The organism is Pseudonocardia sp. 73-21, assembly GCF_001899645.1.
GTDB lineage: Bacteria > Actinomycetota > Actinomycetes > Mycobacteriales > Pseudonocardiaceae > Pseudonocardia.
The window spans coordinates 174,361-192,675 of the sequence record NZ_MKVV01000028.1 but is presented as its reverse complement, the minus strand read 5'-3'; the positions used below and the strand labels follow the sequence as shown (position 1 = coordinate 192,675).

At 73.7% G+C, this 18,315-nt stretch carries 18 protein-coding genes and 1 pseudogene; 7 read left to right on the top strand and 12 right to left on the bottom strand.

Translation table 11 applies throughout. From position 1 onward, the window contains the following. Window positions 1–555, bottom strand: coding sequence for a hypothetical protein (locus BGP03_RS08035; protein ID WP_296372945.1), 555 nt, complete (start codon window positions 553–555; stop codon window positions 1–3). Window positions 556–768: 213 nt separating this feature from the next. Here BGP03_RS08035 and BGP03_RS08030 point away from each other — a divergent pair, with 213 nt between their 5' ends. Continuing rightward, complete coding sequence (locus BGP03_RS08030; protein WP_296372942.1) at window positions 769–1,497, top strand: lysophospholipid acyltransferase family protein; 729 nt, start codon at window positions 769–771, stop codon at window positions 1,495–1,497. Window positions 1,498–1,565: 68 nt separating this feature from the next. Beyond that, a complete protein-coding gene (locus BGP03_RS08025; RefSeq protein WP_298800886.1) occupies window positions 1,566–2,240 on the top strand; it encodes a hypothetical protein in 675 nt (224 codons plus the stop codon). A 142-nt stretch (window positions 2,241–2,382) separates the two neighbouring features. Here the strand turns inward: BGP03_RS08025 and BGP03_RS08020 are convergent, their stop codons facing one another. Beyond that, window positions 2,383–2,574: a hypothetical protein gene (locus tag BGP03_RS08020; RefSeq protein ID WP_296372938.1), complete on the bottom strand. Its 192-nt coding sequence runs from the start codon at window positions 2,572–2,574 to the stop codon at window positions 2,383–2,385. Between the two features lie 556 nt (window positions 2,575–3,130). On the opposite strand from BGP03_RS08020, the gene BGP03_RS08015 reads away from it, so the two are divergent. Then, window positions 3,131–4,387: an MFS transporter gene (locus BGP03_RS08015; protein ID WP_296372935.1), complete on the top strand. Its 1,257-nt coding sequence runs from the start codon at window positions 3,131–3,133 to the stop codon at window positions 4,385–4,387. Here the strand turns inward: BGP03_RS08015 and BGP03_RS08010 are convergent. Next, window positions 4,344–4,598: a hypothetical protein gene (locus BGP03_RS08010; RefSeq protein WP_296372933.1), complete on the bottom strand. Its 255-nt coding sequence runs from the start codon at window positions 4,596–4,598 to the stop codon at window positions 4,344–4,346. The two genes, BGP03_RS08015 and BGP03_RS08010, sit on opposite strands and share 44 nt — an antisense overlap. 46 nt (window positions 4,599–4,644) lie before the next feature. Continuing rightward, window positions 4,645–4,965, bottom strand: coding sequence for an ABC transporter permease subunit (locus BGP03_RS08005; RefSeq protein ID WP_296372932.1), 321 nt, complete (start codon window positions 4,963–4,965; stop codon window positions 4,645–4,647). Between the two features lie 152 nt (window positions 4,966–5,117). On the opposite strand from BGP03_RS08005, the gene BGP03_RS08000 reads away from it, so the two are divergent. Continuing rightward, entirely contained in the window at window positions 5,118–5,606 is a 489-nt protein-coding gene (locus BGP03_RS08000; RefSeq protein WP_296372929.1) for a polyadenylate-specific 3'-exoribonuclease AS, read from the top strand. Between the two features lie 15 nt (window positions 5,607–5,621). On the opposite strand, the gene BGP03_RS07995 is transcribed toward BGP03_RS08000, so the two are convergent. Continuing rightward, complete coding sequence (locus tag BGP03_RS07995; RefSeq protein WP_298800887.1) at window positions 5,622–5,765, bottom strand: GPGG-motif small membrane protein; 144 nt, start codon at window positions 5,763–5,765, stop codon at window positions 5,622–5,624. Between the two features lie 123 nt (window positions 5,766–5,888). On the opposite strand from BGP03_RS07995, the gene BGP03_RS07990 reads away from it, so the two are divergent. After that, window positions 5,889–7,280 (top strand): class II 3-deoxy-7-phosphoheptulonate synthase, encoded by a 1,392-nt coding sequence (locus BGP03_RS07990; protein WP_296372925.1) that lies wholly within the window; start codon window positions 5,889–5,891, stop codon window positions 7,278–7,280. A gap of 9 nt (window positions 7,281–7,289) precedes the next feature. Here the strand turns inward: BGP03_RS07990 and pknB are convergent, their stop codons facing one another. Continuing rightward, the gene (gene pknB / locus BGP03_RS07985) at window positions 7,290–9,020 is read right to left on the bottom strand and encodes a Stk1 family PASTA domain-containing Ser/Thr kinase (RefSeq protein WP_296372924.1); all 1,731 of its coding nucleotides are present in this window, start codon (window positions 9,018–9,020) and stop codon (window positions 7,290–7,292) included. 67 nt (window positions 9,021–9,087) lie between these two features. On the opposite strand from pknB, the gene BGP03_RS07980 reads away from it, so the two are divergent. Beyond that, complete coding sequence (locus BGP03_RS07980; protein WP_296372921.1) at window positions 9,088–9,441, top strand: Rv2175c family DNA-binding protein; 354 nt, start codon at window positions 9,088–9,090, stop codon at window positions 9,439–9,441. Between the two features lie 753 nt (window positions 9,442–10,194). After that, window positions 10,195–10,299, top strand: a pseudogene (locus BGP03_RS35770) (hypothetical protein); the annotation flags it as partial. Between the two features lie 260 nt (window positions 10,300–10,559). Here BGP03_RS35770 and BGP03_RS07970 read toward each other — a convergent pair. The 6 genes from BGP03_RS07970 to BGP03_RS07945 all read right to left on the bottom strand — a co-directional run bounded on the left by BGP03_RS07970 (window position 10,560) and on the right by BGP03_RS07945 (window position 18,309). Then, on the bottom strand, window positions 10,560–11,852 hold the full coding sequence (locus BGP03_RS07970; RefSeq protein WP_298800890.1) for a glutamine synthetase family protein: 1,293 nt from the start codon (window positions 11,850–11,852) through the stop codon (window positions 10,560–10,562). After that, entirely contained in the window at window positions 11,849–12,967 is a 1,119-nt protein-coding gene (locus BGP03_RS07965) for an amidohydrolase family protein (protein ID WP_298800891.1), read from the bottom strand. Before BGP03_RS07965 ends, BGP03_RS07970 begins: the two co-directional genes overlap by 4 nt. A gap of 211 nt (window positions 12,968–13,178) precedes the next feature. Continuing rightward, window positions 13,179–14,120: a phytoene/squalene synthase family protein gene (locus BGP03_RS07960; RefSeq protein WP_296372916.1), complete on the bottom strand. Its 942-nt coding sequence runs from the start codon at window positions 14,118–14,120 to the stop codon at window positions 13,179–13,181. Further along, the gene (gene mptB, locus BGP03_RS07955; protein WP_296372915.1) at window positions 14,098–15,678 is read right to left on the bottom strand and encodes a polyprenol phosphomannose-dependent alpha 1,6 mannosyltransferase MptB; all 1,581 of its coding nucleotides are present in this window, start codon (window positions 15,676–15,678) and stop codon (window positions 14,098–14,100) included. Before mptB ends, BGP03_RS07960 begins: the two co-directional genes overlap by 23 nt. 52 nt (window positions 15,679–15,730) lie before the next feature. Next, the gene (gene crtI / locus BGP03_RS07950) at window positions 15,731–17,272 is read right to left on the bottom strand and encodes a phytoene desaturase family protein (protein ID WP_296372913.1); all 1,542 of its coding nucleotides are present in this window, start codon (window positions 17,270–17,272) and stop codon (window positions 15,731–15,733) included. Next, entirely contained in the window at window positions 17,269–18,309 is a 1,041-nt protein-coding gene (locus BGP03_RS07945) for a polyprenyl synthetase family protein (RefSeq protein WP_298800921.1), read from the bottom strand. Before BGP03_RS07945 ends, crtI begins: the two co-directional genes overlap by 4 nt. Window positions 18,310–18,315: the final 6 nt, after the last annotated feature.

The following is an 18,315-nucleotide window of genomic DNA, read 5'->3' as shown; positions in this document are numbered from 1 at the left end:
TCAGAGGACCGCGCCGTCGTCGTCCTCGTCGAGCCCGTCGTCGTAGGAGCCGTCGGAGTGGTCGGAGTGGTCGGGCCACAGCCGCAACACCAGCCAGCCCAGCCCGGACGCGATGCTCACGAGGCCCAGCGGCACGCCGTACGGGGTGGGCACGCCGATCCAGCCCGGGGCCGCGATCAGGACGATGCCCAGGACGATCAGGGTGAGTCCGACCAAGGCCGGCGGGCCGATCCGCGGCAGCGGCGGCGGCTCGGGCGGGACGAAGTGCTCGTCCTCGGGCTCGATGGACGCAGGTTCGGGCGAGGCCGCCGGGGGTGGGGTGGCAGGGGGGTCGAACAGGGGGGCGGCGAGCCGTTCGACCTCGGTGTCGAGGGCGACGTCGAGTCGGGGGTCACCGGGCTCGGGGTGCTCGCCGTCGGGTTCGTCGGGCCACCGGGGGACGTCGCCGTCGGCGCGCCACCCGGCCACGATCGCGTCGAACTCGTCCAGCGGGGGATCGGGGACGAGCCGGTCGTCGGGGAGCTCGGGGCCGTCCGGATCGGGCTCGCGGTGCACGCCGCCTCCTCGACCGATCGGCCCCGACCGGAACCGGCCGCAGGGTGCGCCCGCCCCGGCGTGAGGGCCCGGGCGCTGGCCCCATCCTGGCACGCGCGGGCCCGGAGGGCAGCACGCACTCCGGGTGTCGGCGTCCGGTGTGTCACGGCCCGTTGTCGTCGCGGGCGGGCCGTCCGTAGTCTGACGCGGTCGAGCCGGAGGGGGCACGCCCAGGTGCTGTACTGGTGGTCCAAGTTCGTGCTGCTCGGTCCGTTGCTGCGGATGTTCTGCCGGCCCACCATCGAGGGGCTCGAGAACGTCCCGGAGCGGGGCGGTGCCATCCTCGCGAGCAACCACCTCGCCGTCGTGGACTCGTTCTTCCTACCGCTGCTCGTGCCGCGGCGCATCACGTTCCTCGCGAAGCGGGAGTACTTCACCCAGCCCGGTCTGATCGGGGCGTTCAAGCGGATCTTCTTCTCGGGCGTGGGGCAGGTGCCGATCGACCGCTCGGGCGGGTCGGCCGCGCAGGCGGCGATGGCCACGGCGGTGCGGCTGCTGCGCGAGGAGAAGCTGCTGGGCATCTACCCCGAGGGCACCCGCTCGCCGGACGGGCGGCTGTACAAGGGGAAGACCGGCGTGGCCCGCATGACGCTGGAGGCCGAGGTGCCCGTCGTCCCGGTGGCGATGATCGGCACCGACCGCGTCAACCCGATCGGCTCGCGCATGTGGCGCCCGCGCAAGGTGCACATCAAGATCGGCGAGCCGCTCGACTTCTCCCGCTACGACGGCATGGCCGGGGACCGCTTCATCGAGCGCTCGATGACCGACGAGATCATGTACGCGCTCATGGAGCTCACCGGGCAGACCTACGTCGACATGTACGCCGCGTCGGTCAAGGAGCGGGCGGCCGCGGCCCAGAAGGCGGCCGCGGTCGCCGACCAGCAGGACCGACGGGCGAGCTGATTTCACTCGTTCGGGGCAGCGGTAGTTGCTGTGTGTAATGCCTGGCGTCCGGCGCCCGATGATCCGGTGTGCTCCCCAGCGCTGACGGTTCCCCCCTGCCCGGCGGACCGGACGACCGCACCCGGTTCGTCCCCCGCACCGACCACCTCGACGGACGCACCACGGTCGTCCCGGCGGCGGGCCGCGTCGACGGCCGCACCCGGATCGTCCCGCCCGCCGGCCTCCTCGACGACCGGACGACGATCGTGCCGATCGTCCGCCGCCCCAGCCGGCTGCGCACGCTGCTGCCCTGGGCCGGGTTCGGCCTGGTGGCGATCGTCGTGGTGGCCGCGACCACGGCGTGGGCGTCCACGTTGCGCGGCGCCGAGGGCCCGCTCCTGGCCAACGCGACGCCGCCCCCCGTCGTCGTCTCGCAGATGCCGGTGCCGGCCGGGTCGTCGCTCACCGCCACGCCGGCGGAGGAGACGCCGGTTCCCGCCGCCGCGACGCGGAAGGCGAGCAGGCCGACCCCGGCCCCGGCTGTTCCGCCGAAGCCGGCGCCGACCCTGGTCGCGACCACGACGGTGAAGCAGACGGCCGCAGCGGCGACGACGACGAAGGTGGCCGCGGCCGCCACGACGACGAAGCCGAACGGGTTCATCGACCTGACCCCGGCGCAGGGATGCACGCCGTCGGCGACCACGTCGTGCCCCGCGGCGAACCAGGCGGGCAGCACGGCGCGGAACCCGACGCCGCCGCAGTGACACCCAGCGCAAGGACACGCAAGGACACGCAAGGACACCAGCGCAGCGGCACTCGGCGCAGCGCCGCGTTGCCCGTGTCCTGGGCCCGCCGGCCGGTTGGTCGGCGGTGGCGCCCGCGGAGTCCTTCGTGAGCTTCTCCGCGTCAGGGTCGCCGATCGACGCCGGCGGCGGCCACCATCGCCGTGTTGTAGAACAGCGCGCTGCGCCCGTCGGTGAGCGCGGGCACGCCACGGACCTTGCCGTTGCGCGCGTACTGCATGACCGCGGCGGGCAGCCGGCCCGCCTTCTCGTCGGGGAGAGGTGTTGAGCCAGCAGATGTCGTCGGCGTTGCCACCGGAGACGTCGAGCGGAAGGTTCGTGAAGTAGCCGGGGCGCCAGGTCGGGCTGCACCCTGATGTCCGGGTAGGCGGCCCGTCGTCGCGCGGGGCGGGCGAGCGCGCCGCCAGCGCCGGCAGGGCCGTGACCCCGGCGGCCCGGCACGTTCTTCTCGTTCGGGCCCCCACCCGGCGACGAGAACGTGGGAGGAATGTACTGGAGGTCGATCACCGGATCACCTCGGAAGGAGTGCGGCATGCGCGCGGACCCGCCTCGTCCGCAGGGACGGCGACGGCCATGATCACGGGTTCGGGACGCTCAGCCGTCCGTGATGCGGTCCGCGGTCCCGGGGCGATGATCACCGCGCCGGCGGCCGTCGACCACGATGCCCGGCGGGCCGCGTCCCCGGGGCGGATCACCCGCCCCGTGATCGCGACGGGGCGCACCGTACGGCCCCGACCGGGGCGCAGGGGTGCGGCCCGTGCGGATCACGCCGGCCGGCCCGCTGCCGTGGTCGCCTCCGGCCGCACGTGGGAGAGCCGTCGTGCGACGCGTGGCGAACCGGGGACGGGATCGTGACCGCCCCGGTCACCCTGCGGTCGATCGCACCGTCGGTGTTCCTGCCCGCGCTGGTCTTCGAGATCGGCAACGGGGCGATCGCGCCGGTGATCGCGCTGACGGCGCTCGATCTCGGCGCCTCGGCGGGCACCGCCGGGTTCATGCTGGCGCTGCTGGGCATCGGCCAGATCCTCGGCGACGTGCCGGCCGCGCGGCTGGCCGACCGCATCGGCGACCGGCACGCGATGCTGCTGGCGGCCGGCGTGGCGCTGGTGGCCCTCGTCGCGTGCTTCCTCGCGCCGTCCCTGCTGGTGCTGGGCCCGGCGCTGCTCGTGATCGGCGCGGCGAACTCCACCTACTACCTGGCCCGCCAGTCCTACCTCACCGAGGTGGCGCCGGTGACGCTGCGCGCGCGGGCGATGTCGACGCTCGGCGGCTCGCACCGGATCGGGCTGTTCCTCGGGCCGTTCGTCGGTGCGGGGGCGATCGCGCTGGTCGGGCTGCGCGGGGCCTACGTGGTGGCGATGGTCGCCGTCGTGGCCGCCGCCGTGCTGCTGGTCGTCGTGCCCGACGTCGCGCCGCCGGCCGGGTCGCGGGCCGTCCGCGGCGGAGTCGGGGCAGCGACGATGCTGCACCGCTACCGCCGCCTGTTCGCCACGCTCGGGCTGGCTGTGCTCGCCGTCGGGGCCGTGCGCGCCGCGCGCCAGACGGTGCTGCCGCTGTGGGCCGAGCACCTCGGGCTCGACGCGGGCCAGACCAGCCTGATCTTCGGCATCGCCAGTGCCGTGGACATGGCGCTGTTCTACCCGTCGGGCAAGGTCATGGACCGCTACGGCCGGCTCGCGATCGCACTGCCGTCGATGCTGGTCCTGGGCGCGGCGATGATGGCGATCCCGCTGACGCACGGCATCGTCACGTTGACGCTCGTCGCGATGATCATGAGTTTCGGCAACGGCATCGGCTCCGGGATCATGATGACGCTCGGCGCCGACGTGGCCCCGGCCGACTCCCGCGCGCGGTTCCTGTCGGTGTGGCGGCTGTTCTCCGACTCCGGCAACGCGGCCGGGCCCGTCGTCGTGTCGGTGGTGGCGCTGTCCGCCGGACTCGGGGCCGGGATCGTCGCGATCGGGTCGGTGGGGCTGCTCGCGGCCGCGCTGCTCGGGGTGTGGGTGCCGCGCTGGTCGCCGTTCGCGACGCCGCGCTCCACCCGGGCCCACCGCGACGAGGGGATCACCCGGGAGGGTCCCGGTCGTCCACCAGATCGTCGAGCGTGACGAACGCGGCCGCGTCACCGCGCGCCACCAGGGCGCGCGCCCGGGCCGCGATCCGGGGCAGCTCCTCGGCCGACACCACCCGGGTCTGGACCACCCCACCGTCGGCGTCGGTCAGCGTGACCGCGACGAGACCGGTACCCGGGTCCTCGGAGATCGACAGCGGCACGACGCCACGCCAGCGGAACCCGGTGATCGTGATCGACCGGATCACGATGCCGCTGGAACAGCAGGAAGACCACCAGCAGCGGAGCGGCGGTTCACGTCGAGAGGTCGTAAGTCGTGCGGCGGGCGAACCACCGCTGCTGCACCAGCGTGACGGCCACGAGCAGCACGAACAGCACCACGGCCATCACCGCCGCCTGCCCGCCCGCCCGGTTCGGGAACGCCTCGTGGTAGATCCGGCCCGCCACCACGTCGGTGACGCCCGCCGGCCCACCCTCCGGTGTGAGCGCGTACACGGCGTCGAACGTCTGGAACGTGGAGATCACGCCCGTGACCAGCCCGACCAACAGCGTCGGGCGCTGCAGGGGCAGCGTGATCGCGCGGAAGGTCTGCCCCGGCCCGGCGCCGTCGAGCAAGCACCGACGGCCGACGGCGGCCACGGCGTCGGGCCCGACGAACGTGCAGCACCGGGAACGTGGCCACCCCGAGAGGACCGGGAGCGAACAGCAGGTAGGGCCGTGCGTGTGCTCCTCATGGCTCCCCGAACCGCCGGGCTAATCTCGGCGTCGTGCGTTTTTTCTACGATACGGAATTCATCGAGGACGGTACGACCATCGACCTCGTCTCGATCGGGGTGGTCGGCGAGGACGGGCGTGAGTTCTACGCGGTCTCCACGGAGTTCGACCCCGACCGCGCGGGGTCCTGGGTGCGCGCCAACGTCCTGCCCAAGCTCCCCTCACCGGCGGACAAGGCGTGGCGCTCCCGGGAACGGCTGCGTACCGACCTGCTGGAGTTCCTGACCGGCGCGCCGGGCGAAGTCGAGCTGTGGGCGTGGATCGCCGCGTACGACCACGTGGCGCTGTGCCAGCTGTGGGGCGCAATGCCCGCACTGCCCCGGTCGCTGCCGCGGTTCACCCGTGAGCTGCGGCAGCGCTGGGAGGACGCGGGCAGGCCCCCGCTGCCCCCGCCCACGTCCGACGCCCACGACGCCCTGGCCGACGCCCGGCTCAACCGGTCGCGGTGGGACGTGATCGAGGCGGCCGTGGCCGCCCGGTAGATCGTTCCCGGTAGATCAGGTGAAGATGCTCACGCCGCCGGGGCCGACGAGGAGTCCGACGATGATCAACACGGCGCCCCAGAGCAGCTGACGGCGGAAGAGCGCGAGGATGCCGGCGATCACGAGGACGACGGCGATGATCCAGAGAATGGTTGACATGACGGGGGGTTCCCGGCCACTCCACAGTGGAATCGGGCCGAACGGGTGACGCTGCGTGTCCGGCGTCCGCCGGAGCGCCGGGGTCTGCGGCCCGCCGGCGGCCCCACGGCATAGTCTGGCCCCGTGAACTGGACCGTCGACGCCCCGGTCGAAGTGTTGCCCGAGCTGCCCCCGCTGCCGTCCGAGCTGCGCGAGCGTCTCGACCACGCGCTCGCGCTGCCGGCTGCGCAGCAGCCCGACTGGCCCGACGCCGCGCACGTCGCGCACGTCCGTACGGTGCTGGAGAGCGTTCCCCCGGTGACGCTCCCGCCCGAGGTCGACCGCCTGCAGGACCGGCTCGCCGACGTCGCGAACGGCAAGGCGTTCCTGTTGCAGGGCGGCGACTGCGCCGAGACGTTCGTCGACAACACCGAGCCGCACATCCGGGCCACCATCCGCACGCTGCTGCAGATGGCCATCGTGCTCACCTACGGCGCGTCGCTGCCCGTTGTCAAGATCGGGCGCATCGCGGGCCAGTACGCGAAGCCGCGCAGCTCCGGCATCGACGCGCTGGGCCTGCCGTCCTACCGCGGCGACATCGTCAACGCCCTGACGCCCGACGCGGCCCTGCGCGTGCCCGACCCGTCGCGCATGGTCCGCGCCTACGCCAACGCGAGCGCCGCGATGAACCTCGTGCGCGCGCTGACCGCCACCGGCATGGCCGACCTGACGATGGTGCACGACTGGAACAAGGACTTCGTCCGCACCTCGCCGGCCGGCGCGCGCTTCGAGGCCATCGCGTCGGAGATCGAGCGCGCGCTGCGGTTCATGGACGCCTGCGGGGTGGACGACCACGCCCTGCACAACGTCGAGTTCTACGCCTCCCACGAGGCGCTGCTCGTGGACTACGAGCGCGCGATGCTGCGCATGGACGTCCGCGACGAGGCCAACCCGCGCCTCTACGACCTCTCGGCCCACTTCCTGTGGATCGGCGAGCGCACCCGCCAGCTCGACGGCGCCCACATCGCCATCGCGGAGCTGCTGTCCAACCCGATCGGCCTCAAGATCGGCCCGGGCACCACGCCGGAGCAGGCCGTCGAGTACGTGGAGCGGCTGGATCCCCGCAACACCCCCGGCCGGCTCACGCTGATCAGCCGGATGGGCAACGGCAAGGTCCGCGACGTGCTGCCCGGCATCATCCAGAAGGTCGAGGCCTCCGGGCACAAGGTCATCTGGCAGTGCGACCCGATGCACGGCAACACCCACGAGTCCACCACCGGTTACAAGACCCGCCACTTCGACCGCATCGTCGACGAGGTGCAGGGCTTCTTCGAGGTGCACGCGGCGCTGGGTACCCACCCGGGCGGCATCCACGTCGAGGTCACGGGCGAGGACGTCACGGAGTGCCTCGGCGGGGCGCAGGAGATCTCCGACGCCGACCTGGCCGGTCGTTACGAGACGGCCTGCGACCCGCGCCTGAACACCCAGCAGAGCCTGGAGCTGGCGTTCCTGGTGGCGGAGATGCTGCGCGGCTGACCAGGCCGGCTAGAAGAAGCCGGTGTGGAGAGTGATCGTGGTGCCCGGGGGGACCTGGCTGCCGGGTTCGGGGTCCTGGTACTGCACGCGGCTGTCCCGGCCGCCGAGGAAGCCGGAGTCCTGCTCGGCGTCGAGGCCCAGCTTCTGCAGGGTCTTCGCGGCGTCGCCGAACCTCTTGCCCGTCACGTCCGGGACCGCGACCTCCGCGGGCGGGGGAGGGGGCTCGGCGCCGCGGCTGAGCACCAGGGTGACCGCGCCGCCGCTGGGCAGCGGGGTGCCGGCCGCCGGATTCGTACGCACCACCGCACCCTGCGGCACCGTCGCGCTGTACTCGGCCGCCGTCGTGGACTGCACCGGGTTGAGCTCGGCGTTGCGGATGGCGGCCTGCGCGTCGGCGACGCTGGTGCCGGGCGCCACCGCGGGAACGACGGGCCGCCCGCGGGACACCACGATCTGCACGGTGCTGCCCCGCAGCAACCGGGCGTCGGGTCCGGGGTCGGTCTGCGCGACGAGGCCGGCGGCGAGCGAGTCGTCGTAGCTGTCGGTGGAGGTGGGCACCAGGTCGGCGTCGGCGAGCAGCTTCTCGGCCGCCGTCTGCTGCAGGCCCACGATCGACGGCATGGCCGTCCAGCGCCCGGCGCCGAGCCACCACGCCGACACCCCGACGGCCAGCGCCAGGACCAGCACGATCGCGATCCACACGGCGAACACGCGGCGGCTGCGACGCCGGGCCGCCAGGTGGGTCGGCGGCTCCTCCGGCGGGGCGGCCGCGCCGCGCTCCAGCATCCGTGTGCCGTTCGAGCGGGCCGGTGACCGGACCGGCGCGGCCGGGACGGTGGCCTGCTCCTCCACCGGGCGCGGCGGCGGCCCGGGCGGCGGCACCCGTGGCACCTCCAGGGCCGCGGCCACCCGGCGCAGCTCGGCGAGCATCGCGGTGGCGTCGGCGGGGCGCGCCGCGGGGTCGCGGTGGGTGGCGCGGCGCACCAGCGCGTCGAGCTCGGGCGGGACGTCGCCGGCGATCAGCGACGGCGGCGGCACGTCGGAGTTCACGTGCCGGTAGGCCACCGAGATCGCGGTGTCGCCGCTGTAGGGCGGGGTGCCCGTCAGCATCTCGTAGAGCATGATCCCGGCGGAGTAGACGTCGCTGCGGGCGTCGGCCGCGCCCGTCGCGACCTGCTCGGGGGAGAGGTACGCGACCGTGCCCATGATCAGTCCGGCGTGGCTGAGCCCGGCCTCGGCCGCGGCGACGACGAGGCCGAAGTCGGCGACCTTCACCTCGCGCGCGGTGCTGATCAGCACGTTCTCCGGTTTGACGTCGCGGTGCACCATGCCGAGGCGGTGGGCCTCGGCCAGGCCGAGCAGCACGGGTTCGAGCACCGCCAGCGCGGCCGGGACCCCGAGCGCGCCGCGCTGGCGCAGCACGTCGCGCAGGGTGCAGCCCTCGACGAGCTCCATGACGAGGAACAGCGTGTCGCCGTCCGGTCCGATCTCCGCGCCCTGGTCGAAGACGTCCACGACGGCCGGGTGGTCGATGCGGGCCGCCGAGCGGGCCTCACGCTCGAACCGCATCCGGAACGCCGGGTCGGCCGCCATCCGGGGGTCCATGATCTTCACGGCCACCGGGCGGTCCAACCGGGTGTCGGTGCCGCGGTAGACGGTGGACATGCCGCCCCGGGCGATGACCGACCCCACCCGGTAGCGCGCGTCCAGCAGCGTGCCTGCGCTCGGAGGGGCGTTCACGCCCCGACGGTACCGTCCGCTTCATTGTGGTCCCGGAACGCCCGCAGGTGTGGCATCGTGTGCCGTCGTGAACGACGTGTCCGTGCTGTCCGAGGACGTGGCGACCCTGTCCGCCGAGGATGTCGCGCAGCTCCTGTCCATCCCCACCTCCCGCGTGGCCCAGCTGGTGCGCGACGGCCAGCTGCTGTCCTTCCGCCGCGACAAGGACGTGGTGGTGCCTGCGGACTTCTTCGACGGCGAGGAGATCGTCAAGGGTCTGTCCGGCACCATCATCCTGCTGCGCGACGGTGGCTACACCGACGTCGAGATCCTGCGCTGGCTCTACGAGCACGACGAGTCGCTGCCGGGCACGCCCGTCGAGCAGCTGAAGGCGGGCCGGCACCGGGAGGTCAAGCGCCGAGCGCAGGCGATGGCGTTCTGAACTGACGCGCGCCGGGGACGTTCCCTGGTCGTCGACGTCACCGCGCGATCGTCACCATCTCGCCGGGCACGTCGCGCCGCACGATCCCGGGGTCTATGCGGCCAGAAGTCGGCGCTCACCATGCTCTCGGCGGTGGTGCGGGCCGGCTCATGGGTGGCGGCGTCGTTCATCCGTCCGGCCCGTCGACGAGGTCGACGAGCCGGCGGCCGACGATGACGGCGCCGGAGCGGGCCGTCGCCTCACGAGGAGGCGGCGCTCGTCGGGGTCGTCGGAGAACGCCCGGGCGTGCAGGGCCTGGCCGCTGGTGCCCGGACCGTTGTCCGAGCCGGGGTCGGGGCCGGTGACGAATCCGTCGAGGGTGACCGGGATTCGGCGATGATTCAGATCATGCCAGGGCAGACCCGACCCACGGCCTGGACTCATCGAGCGCCGAGATTGTCGGTGCTCGCCGGTACTCTTTCGAACATGCGAGCGATACGGAACGAGCGGGTGAGGCGGTCGACCACGTCGCCGCCGGGCTGCTCGGCACGCTCGCCGAGCTGACCGCCCATGCCACGTCGCCCGCCCCGGCCACCGGGGCTGAGCGGATCGACAGGATCGCGGTGATGGAACAGATCCGGTCCGCGCTCGCCGCCGCGCAGTACGCGGAGATGGTGGCGTTCGGGCGTCAGCAGGTCGAGGAGCAGATCGCGCTCGTGGGGTCAGGCCGGCTCGATCCCCGTCGCGCTCGGGCGGGGTATCGCCGACCAGATCGTGCTGGTGTGCAAGGTGTCGCCGTTCCACGGATCGCGGCGCCTCGGGGTCGCCCGCGCTCTGAACAGCGACCTGACCGGGGTCGGCGCGCTGCTCGCGGCGGGACGGATCAGTGAGCGCATCGCCGAGACGGTGGTGTCCCAGACCTCCCACCTCAGTTCAGAACAGCGCGGCGACGAGGAAGCCGGCCCTTTCCGGGCTGGTTCGTCCAGATCCCCAGGCTGTCCAGGGCCGCGGCGTCGGCCGTGCCCTGCGGGGTTGATGTTGGCGGCCATGGACCGGGCCATCAGAGCCAGGGACAGTCCGACCGCCTGCCACACACCCAGTTCCCGCCGCAGCGTGGTCGTCATCGGCAGATGGTCCCCTCAGAAGACCTCGAAAGTCACGGCCCGTACCGCGTCGTCGCCCATCTGGGCGCAGCGGGCGTACTCGGAGCGCCGCGTGGCCAGGATGCAGCGGGTGAGCAGGTCGCCGAGCCCGACGGTGAGCACGGTGTCGGCCTCCAGTTCGGCCAGGGCCTGCAGCTGGGTGGCCGGCAGCGACCGGAACCCCGGGAGCGACGCCGGGTCGTGCGCCGCGGGTTCGGGCAGCTCCAGCTTCCGCTCCAGCCCGTCCAGCCCGGCCAGGATCAGCCCGCCCAGGGCGAGGTGCGGGTTGCTGCTGGCGTCACACGTCTTGAGCTCGGCGTTGGCGCTGGCCCGCTCGCGACCGCGGAACGGCGACGCGACGCGCAGCGCGGCCTCGCGGTTGTCGAACCCCCAGGAGACGGTGGACCCGGCCCAGGCGCCGGGGCGCAGCCGAGCGTAGGACAGGTAGGACGGACAGGTGAGCGCGACGAGGGCGGGCAGATGGTCGAGGACGCCGGCCAGGAACGCCCGGGCGGTGTCGGACAGTCCCTGCGGATCGTCCGCGGGCGCCATCACGTTCTCCCCGTCGGCGTCCCGGAGCGAGAAGTGCAGGTGGCAGCCGCTGCCGATCGCGTCGGCCCACGGTTTCGGCGCGAACGACGCGAGCAGGCCGTGACGCACCCCGGCGATGCCGCGGACGGTGTCGCGCACGCGGAGCTGGTTGTCGGCGGCGCGCAGCGCGTCGGCGTGGCGGATCGAGATCTCCTGCTGGCCGGGCCCGTACTCGTTGATCGCCTGCTCCACCTCGATGCCCTGCTCCACCAGCGCGTCGACGATGTCGTTGACGACGGGCGCGGCGCGGTCGAGCCCGGCCGAGGAGTAGACGGGCCCGTCGCCCCACGGCTTCGGCCCCGACGGGGTGCGCTCGGCCAGGTAGAACTCGTTCTCGAACGACGCCTGGACGCTCAACCCGGCCGTGCCGGCCCGGCCCACCGCCCGCTTCAGGAACGACCGCGGGCAGCCGCCCCAGTCGGTGCCGTCGTGGCCGACCTGGTCGCAGAACACGCTCCCGACGCCGTCGAGCCACGGCAGCGCCTGGTAGGTGTCCATGTCGGGCACGATCCGGATCTCACCGACCGGTTCCATGCCCTCGACCGGCACGAGGTCGTCGAGGACGTTGATCGCGTTCTGGGCGCGGGTGAGACCGAGCCCGGAGACGACGGCGTCGTCGAAGCGGGAGCGGTGCACCTGCTTGCCGCGGATGACGCCGCTGGGGTCGCCGTAGAGAAACCTGACCAGTCGTTCCGTCACAGGCGGTAGACCCTGGTCGCGTTGCCGCTGCCGATCATCTCGGCGACGCGCACGGCGTCGGCGGCCGACCAGTCGCCGTCGGCGACCCACCCGCCCAGCACGTCGGTGACCGCGCGGCGCCACAGCACCGCCCCGAGGTGGTGCAGCTCCGGCGGGCCCAGGGCGTCGGAGGAGAAGAGGACCTTGCCGAACGGCGCCACCTCGAGCGTCTCGGCGAGCACGGCGCGGCTGCGGGCGCCGGTGTAGTTCATCGCCAGCCCGACGTCGAGGTACACGTGCGGGAACGCGCCGGCGAGGTACGCGGCCGTGCGGTGGTACGGGTAGCAGTGCAGCAGCATGACCGGGACCTGCACGGCGCGGATGAACGGCGTGAGCAGCGACGGGTCGCAGCGGTGCAGCGTGAGGTCGGGATCGCCGTAGCCGACGTGGAACTGCAGCGGCAGCCCGTGCTCGACGCCCGCCCACAGCAGATGCCGCAGCAGCACCGGATCGGTGAGCCGCCCGCCCGCTTTGAGCCACCGGCCCGCCGCGCGGAGGACCTCGAGGGGCGTCGGGCGGGCCGGGTCGACGTCGAGGCCGTGGCGGTAGGCGATCACGGACTTGAGCCCGACGGCCGTCCGGGCCCGCTCGGCGAGCGCGGTGGCGAAGGCGTCGGCGAAGCGGCCGGCGTCGGGTCGGGCGGCGGCGACCTCCTCGGCCACCGTCTCCAGCCGCACGACCTCGGCGGTCTCCCCGCCGACGACGGCGGCCATCTGCGCCGGGCCGAGGACCTGGTCGGGCAGGTACCCGGTCTCCACGAGGAACCGGCCGATGCCGCTGGCGGTGAGGAAACGACGCGTCACCTCGGCGGTGCCCAGCTCGTGGCGCCGGGCCAGGTAGGCCGGGAGGTCGACGTGCGGTGGGAGCTCGAGCACCGGCGCGCACCAGCGGCGCACGGCGAACCCCACCTGCGAGTCCAGGTGCGACGTGCCGGGGGCTGCGGGCCAGGGCGACTCGGTGAGCCCGTCCTCGAACGCGGCGGCGTCGAGATCGGCCGTCGCCGCGCCGTGCACGTGGTGGTCCACGAGCCGCAGCTCCCGTACGACGTCGGCCAGCGGTCCCTCGTCGACGATCACGGCGCCAGCAGACCGCGCCCCACCCCTGCCGTCAAGACCGGCCCGCCCGCCCACCCCGCGAGTCGGCACTTTCGCGCGCGCGAGTCGGCAGTTCCGCGGGCGCGAGTCGGCACTTTCGCGCGCGGGTCGGCACTCCGGCGAGAGCGGGAATCTGCCGACTCGCGGGCGGGATTCTGCCGACTCGCGCGCGGGAAACCGCCGACTCGCGGGGTCAGGTTCGGGTTCTCGCCGCCAGGGCCTTCGCGAGGCCGGGGAGGGCCACCGCCGCCCGACGGCGGGACGGGACCGACACGCGCCTGTGGAGCACGTGGTAGTCGGCCGCCTCGATCTCGTCGAGGATGCCGCGGTAGAGGGTGAACGCGCAGGACACGCAGGCGCGGGAGACCGGCTCCAGCATCCCGATGCCCGGCTCGGCCCGTCGGTAGACCGCGCGGGTGTGGGCCACGAGATGGGACAGGGCCCGGCGGACGCGGGGGTCGGGGCGCCGGGTGCGGCGGCACCAGGCCAGCAGGTCGCGGTCCACCCCGAACGCCGCCAGCTCGTCGGAGGGCAGGTAGACGCGGCCGCGGTCGAGGTCCTCCCCGACATCGCGCAGGAAGTTGGTGAGCTGGAACGCCACCCCGAGCGCCGACGCCGGCCCCTCGGCCTCCGCGCGCGGCACGGTGGTGCCCAGCACCGGGAGCATCTGCAGGCCGATCACCGAGGCCGACCCGTGCACGTAGACGCCGAGGTCGTCGAACGTGGCGTAGGAGGTGACGTCGATGTCCATCCGCATCGACGTCATGAAGTCGGTGAAGTGGCGGTGGTCGATGGCGTACCGGTCGGCCGTGTCGGCCAGGGCGGCCAGCACGGGGTGGGCCGCGGGCCCGCCGGCCAGCGCCGCGTCCATCTGTGCGGTCAGGGCGTCGATGCGCAGCGCCCGCTCGGCGACCGGCGCGCCGTCGGCCAGGTCGTCGACGATCTCGTCGGCGTAGCGGGCGAAGCCGTAGAGCGCGTGCACGGCGGGCCGGCGACCCCGGGGGAGCAGCCGGGTGGCCAGGAAGTAGGTGCGGCCGAAGCGGGCGTTGAGCTCCCGGCACCCCCGGTAGGCCTCCCGCAGCACCGGATCGGTGATGCCGGCGGCGTCGAGCTCAGCCTGTCCGGGCGGCGACACGGGCTGTGACGCGGGTGGTGGAGCGGGCGCCGGGGCGCAGCCGCAGGGGGTCCTCGCGCAGCAGCGACACCGCGGCGAGCGCCGCCACGGCCGCGCAGGCGGCGAGGTAGCCCCAGTTGTAGAGGCCGTCCTCGCCGTTGGGGTAGTAGACGACGATCAGCATGACCGAGGCGAACACCATGTACTGCAGCCCGCGGGCGGTCCACGGGGTCATGGCCAGCAGCGCCATGCCCCAGCTGACGTACCAGGGCAGCGTGGCGGGGGAGAGCACCGAGACGGCGAACAGCACGATGCCGGCGCGGCGCACGGCGTCAGGTCCGCCGTCGCGGGCGGCCCACCACTGGCGGCCCGCCAGCGCGAGCAGCACCGCGATGCCGATGCCGCGGAAGATGTTGATGAACAGCTGGTAGTCGGCCCCGAACAGGCTCAGGATGCCGCCGACGATCTGCCCGGCCGCGGTGGGGATCGACATCCAGTTGACGATCATCGACGGGGCGCTGAGCGCGGGCAGCCAGCCCAGGTCGACCCCGGCCACCAGGGTGCACACCGCGAACACGACGGCGAACACGGCGACACCGGCGGCCGTGGCCTTCACGATGCGCACGAGGCGCGAGCCGGTCATGTGCGCGGCCCAGATCAGCACGGCGAACGGCAGTGCGACGCCGGCGCTGGCCTTGACCGCCATCGCCAGGGTGATCAGCGCGATGCCCAGCGCGTGGCCGCCCCGCAGCCCGTCGCCCGCCCGCAGGGCCGCCAGGAACCCGACGGCCAGCAGCCCCACCACCAGCAGGTCGTTGTGCCCGCCGCCGATCATCGTGATGACCATCATGGGGTTGGCGACGGCGATCCACATCGCCAGCGGGACACGCCCGCCGAGGCGGCGGGTGAGCTCGGGCAGGGCCCAGACCAGCAGCAGCAGGCCGGGCAGCAGCGCGAGCCGCATGAGGATGACGCCGAGGATGATGTTGTTGCCGATCAGCCAGGCGATGCCCTTGGCGATCAGGATGAACAGCGGCCCGTACGGCGCGGGGGTGTCCTGCCAGAAGTAGTGGACGTTGTCCGACAGGATGCCGGGCATCGCCTCGGGGCCGACCGCGTACGGGTCGAAACCGTTGAGGGGCAGGGCGCCCTGGGCGAGGTAGCTGAAGATGTCGCGGGTGAACAGCGGCGGTGCGAACAGCATCGGCACGATCCACACCAGTGCGGTGGTGAGCACCGCGCGGCCGCCGATCCGCTGCGCGAGCACCTCGCGGCCGAGCCGGATCCAGGCCCACGCCATGAGGGCCACGCCCGCGTACATGAGGAACGCGGCCAGGTCGTGGCCGTGGCCGTAGCGCCAGAAGCCGACCGCGGAGTTCGTCATCAGGGGGTCACGGATGAGCACGCCGCCGGCGCCGAAACCGCCGACGACCAGCATGACGGCGGCCGCGAGACCCATCAGCAGCGGGCCCCGGGGCGGGTTGCCGAAGCGGGCACCGAAAGGTCCCGCCGGCACCGGGCGCGGGGCGGGTGGGGGGTCGGGCAGCGTCGGTTCTTCGACGGGTGCAGTGGTGCTCATGACGCGATCCATGCTGCCACGGCCGGTGTGGGGGAGATCTGGGGCCCCTGCTTCACACCGCTCCCGTGATCCGCAGCCCCGTTATTCTCTGGGCTGCGAGCCTCCCCGACAGCACCACCGGCGGGATCCCGACGCCGGGCGTGGTGCCGCATCCGGCCAGCACCGCGTTGTCCAGGCCGCGCACCAGGTTGCGGGGCCGGAACGGGCCGGTCTGGGCGAAGGTGTGCGACACGGAGAACGGGGTGCCCGCCGCCATGCCCTCCGCGGCCCAGTCGGCCGGTGTGACCAGGCGCGACACCTCGATGTCGCCGGCCACGTCGCCGAGGCCGGGGTGCCCGCGCGCCTCGAGGACGCCCAGCAGCTCGTCGCGGTAGGCGGGGCCGACCCGGGCCCAGTCCAGCGGCCCGGAGTCGAGGTTGGGGCACGGCGCGAGGACGAACAGCAGGTCGGAGCCCTCCGGCGCGAGCCCGGGGTCCGACGCTGTGGGCCGGGTGATCAGCAGTGACGGATCGCTCATGAGCCGGCCGTCGCTGATGATCTCGCGGAACGTGCTCTCCCACGCCGCACCGAACGAGATGGTGTGGTGCGCGACCTCGGGATGCGCGTGGCGCAGCCCGGCGTGCAGGACGACCGCGCTGGGGGAGTAGCGCAGCGGGACGGCCCGCCGCGGTGCCCGGCCCACCAGCTCGTGGACGATCGGGAGGTCGGGGGTGAGCACCGCGACGTCGCAGGCCAGCCGCTCGGTGGCGCCGTCGGGCTCGGCGGTGGCCCGGTGGCGCAGTGCCGTGATCCGGCCCGCTCCGCGTTCCAACCCGGTGACCGTGCGTCCGTAGTGGATGGTGGCGCCCGCGGCGACGGCCGCGTCGGCCAGCGCCTGGCCGATCGAGCGCATCCCGCCCCTGGGGAAGAACACGCCCGCGACGGTGTCCATGTAGGCGATGACGCCGTACGCGCCGAGCGCGGTCTGCGGCGGCACGCCCGCATAGAGGGCCTGGAAGGAGAAGATCCGCCGCAGCCGCTCGTCGGGCAGGAACGAGGCCACCTTCGGCCCCAGCCGGCCGAACCCGCCGAGCGTCGCGAGCTTGACGAGGTCGCGGCCCAGCAGGTCGAGCGGGGAGTCGAAGTTGGAGCCGATGAACGTGTCGATCTCGGCCTTGTAGAGCTCGGTGAGCCACGCGCGCATCCGGACGTAACCCGCGGCGGCCTCGGGCCCGCACACCGCGCGGACCTCCTGCTCCATGGCCGCACCGTCGGTGTGGACGTCGATGGTGGAGCCGTCGGCGAAGTGGGTGCGGTAGCCCGGGTCGAGCTCGACGAGGTCGAGCCGGTCCACCAGCTTCTCCCCGACGGCCGCGAACGCCTCGTCGAACAGGCTCGGCATGGTCAGGACGGTGGGCCCGGTGTCGACGTGGAACGTGCCCCGCTCGGTCTGCAGGTCCAGGCGTCCGGCCCGGCCGCCCGGGTGCCCGCCCCGCTCGACGACCGTGACGCGACGGCCGGCGCCCAGCAGGTGCAGCGCGGCCGTCAGTCCCGCGAACCCGGCTCCGACGACCACGACGTGGTCGGTCGGGCCCTTGACGGTGCGGAGCGTCATCGGTGCCGGCGGGTGGCCGTGACGGCCAGGTCGGCGAGCCGGGCGGCGGCGGGCTCGGCGATGTCGGCCGTGCCGAGCGCGTCCAGCGCCGACCCGGTGAGCGACGCGATCCGCTGCTCCACGGCCTGCACGGCACCCAGCTCCGTGAGCAACCCGCGCACGGCCTCGAGGCCGTCGGCGTCGAGATCGGGGTCACCGACGGCGGCGAGCACGGCGTCGCGGGCGGCGGTGTCGCCGCGCTGCTCGGCGCGCTCGACGGCCGTGGCGATGAGCACGGTGCGCTTGCCCTCCCGCAGGTCGTCGCCCGCCGGCTTGCCGGTGACCTCGGGGTCACCGAAGACACCCAGCAGGTCGTCGCGCAGCTGGAACGCCACGCCGATGTCGGCCCCGAACCGGCGGTATGCCGCGATCACGTCGGGCCCGGCGCCGGCGATGGCCGCGCCCAGGTGCAGCGGGCGCTCGACGGTGTAGGCGGCGGTCTTGTAGCGGTCCACCTGCAGGGCGGCGCGGGTGGAGGTGTCGCCGGTGGACTGGTTGAGCACGTCGAGGAACTGGCCGCCCAGCAGCTCGGTGCGCATCGCCTGCCACGGCTCGGCGGTGCGGTCCAGCGCCGTGTGCGGCAGCCCGGAACCGCGGAACATGTCGTCGGCCCACACCAGCGCGAGGTCGCCGAGCAGGATCGCCGCCGCCGCGCCGAAGCGCGCGGGCCTGCCCTGCCAGCCGGCGTCGGCGTGCCGACGCGCGAACGCGACGTGCACGGTGGGACGCCCGCGCCGGGTGGCCGAGGCGTCCATCAGGTCGTCGTGGATCAGGGCCGCGCCCTGCAGCAGCTCCAGCGCGCTGACGGCGCGCAGCACGGCCACCGCCTCCGGCGCGTCCGTGGCGCCGCCCGCACCCCGCCACCCCCACCAGGCGAACGTGGGGCGCAGCCGCTTGCCCCCGCTGAGCACGAAGTCGGCCAGCGACTCGGTGGCCCGGCCGAACGCGGGATCGATCGCGGACGTGTCGGCGAGGCGGCCCTCCAGGTAGACCGACAGGGCTGC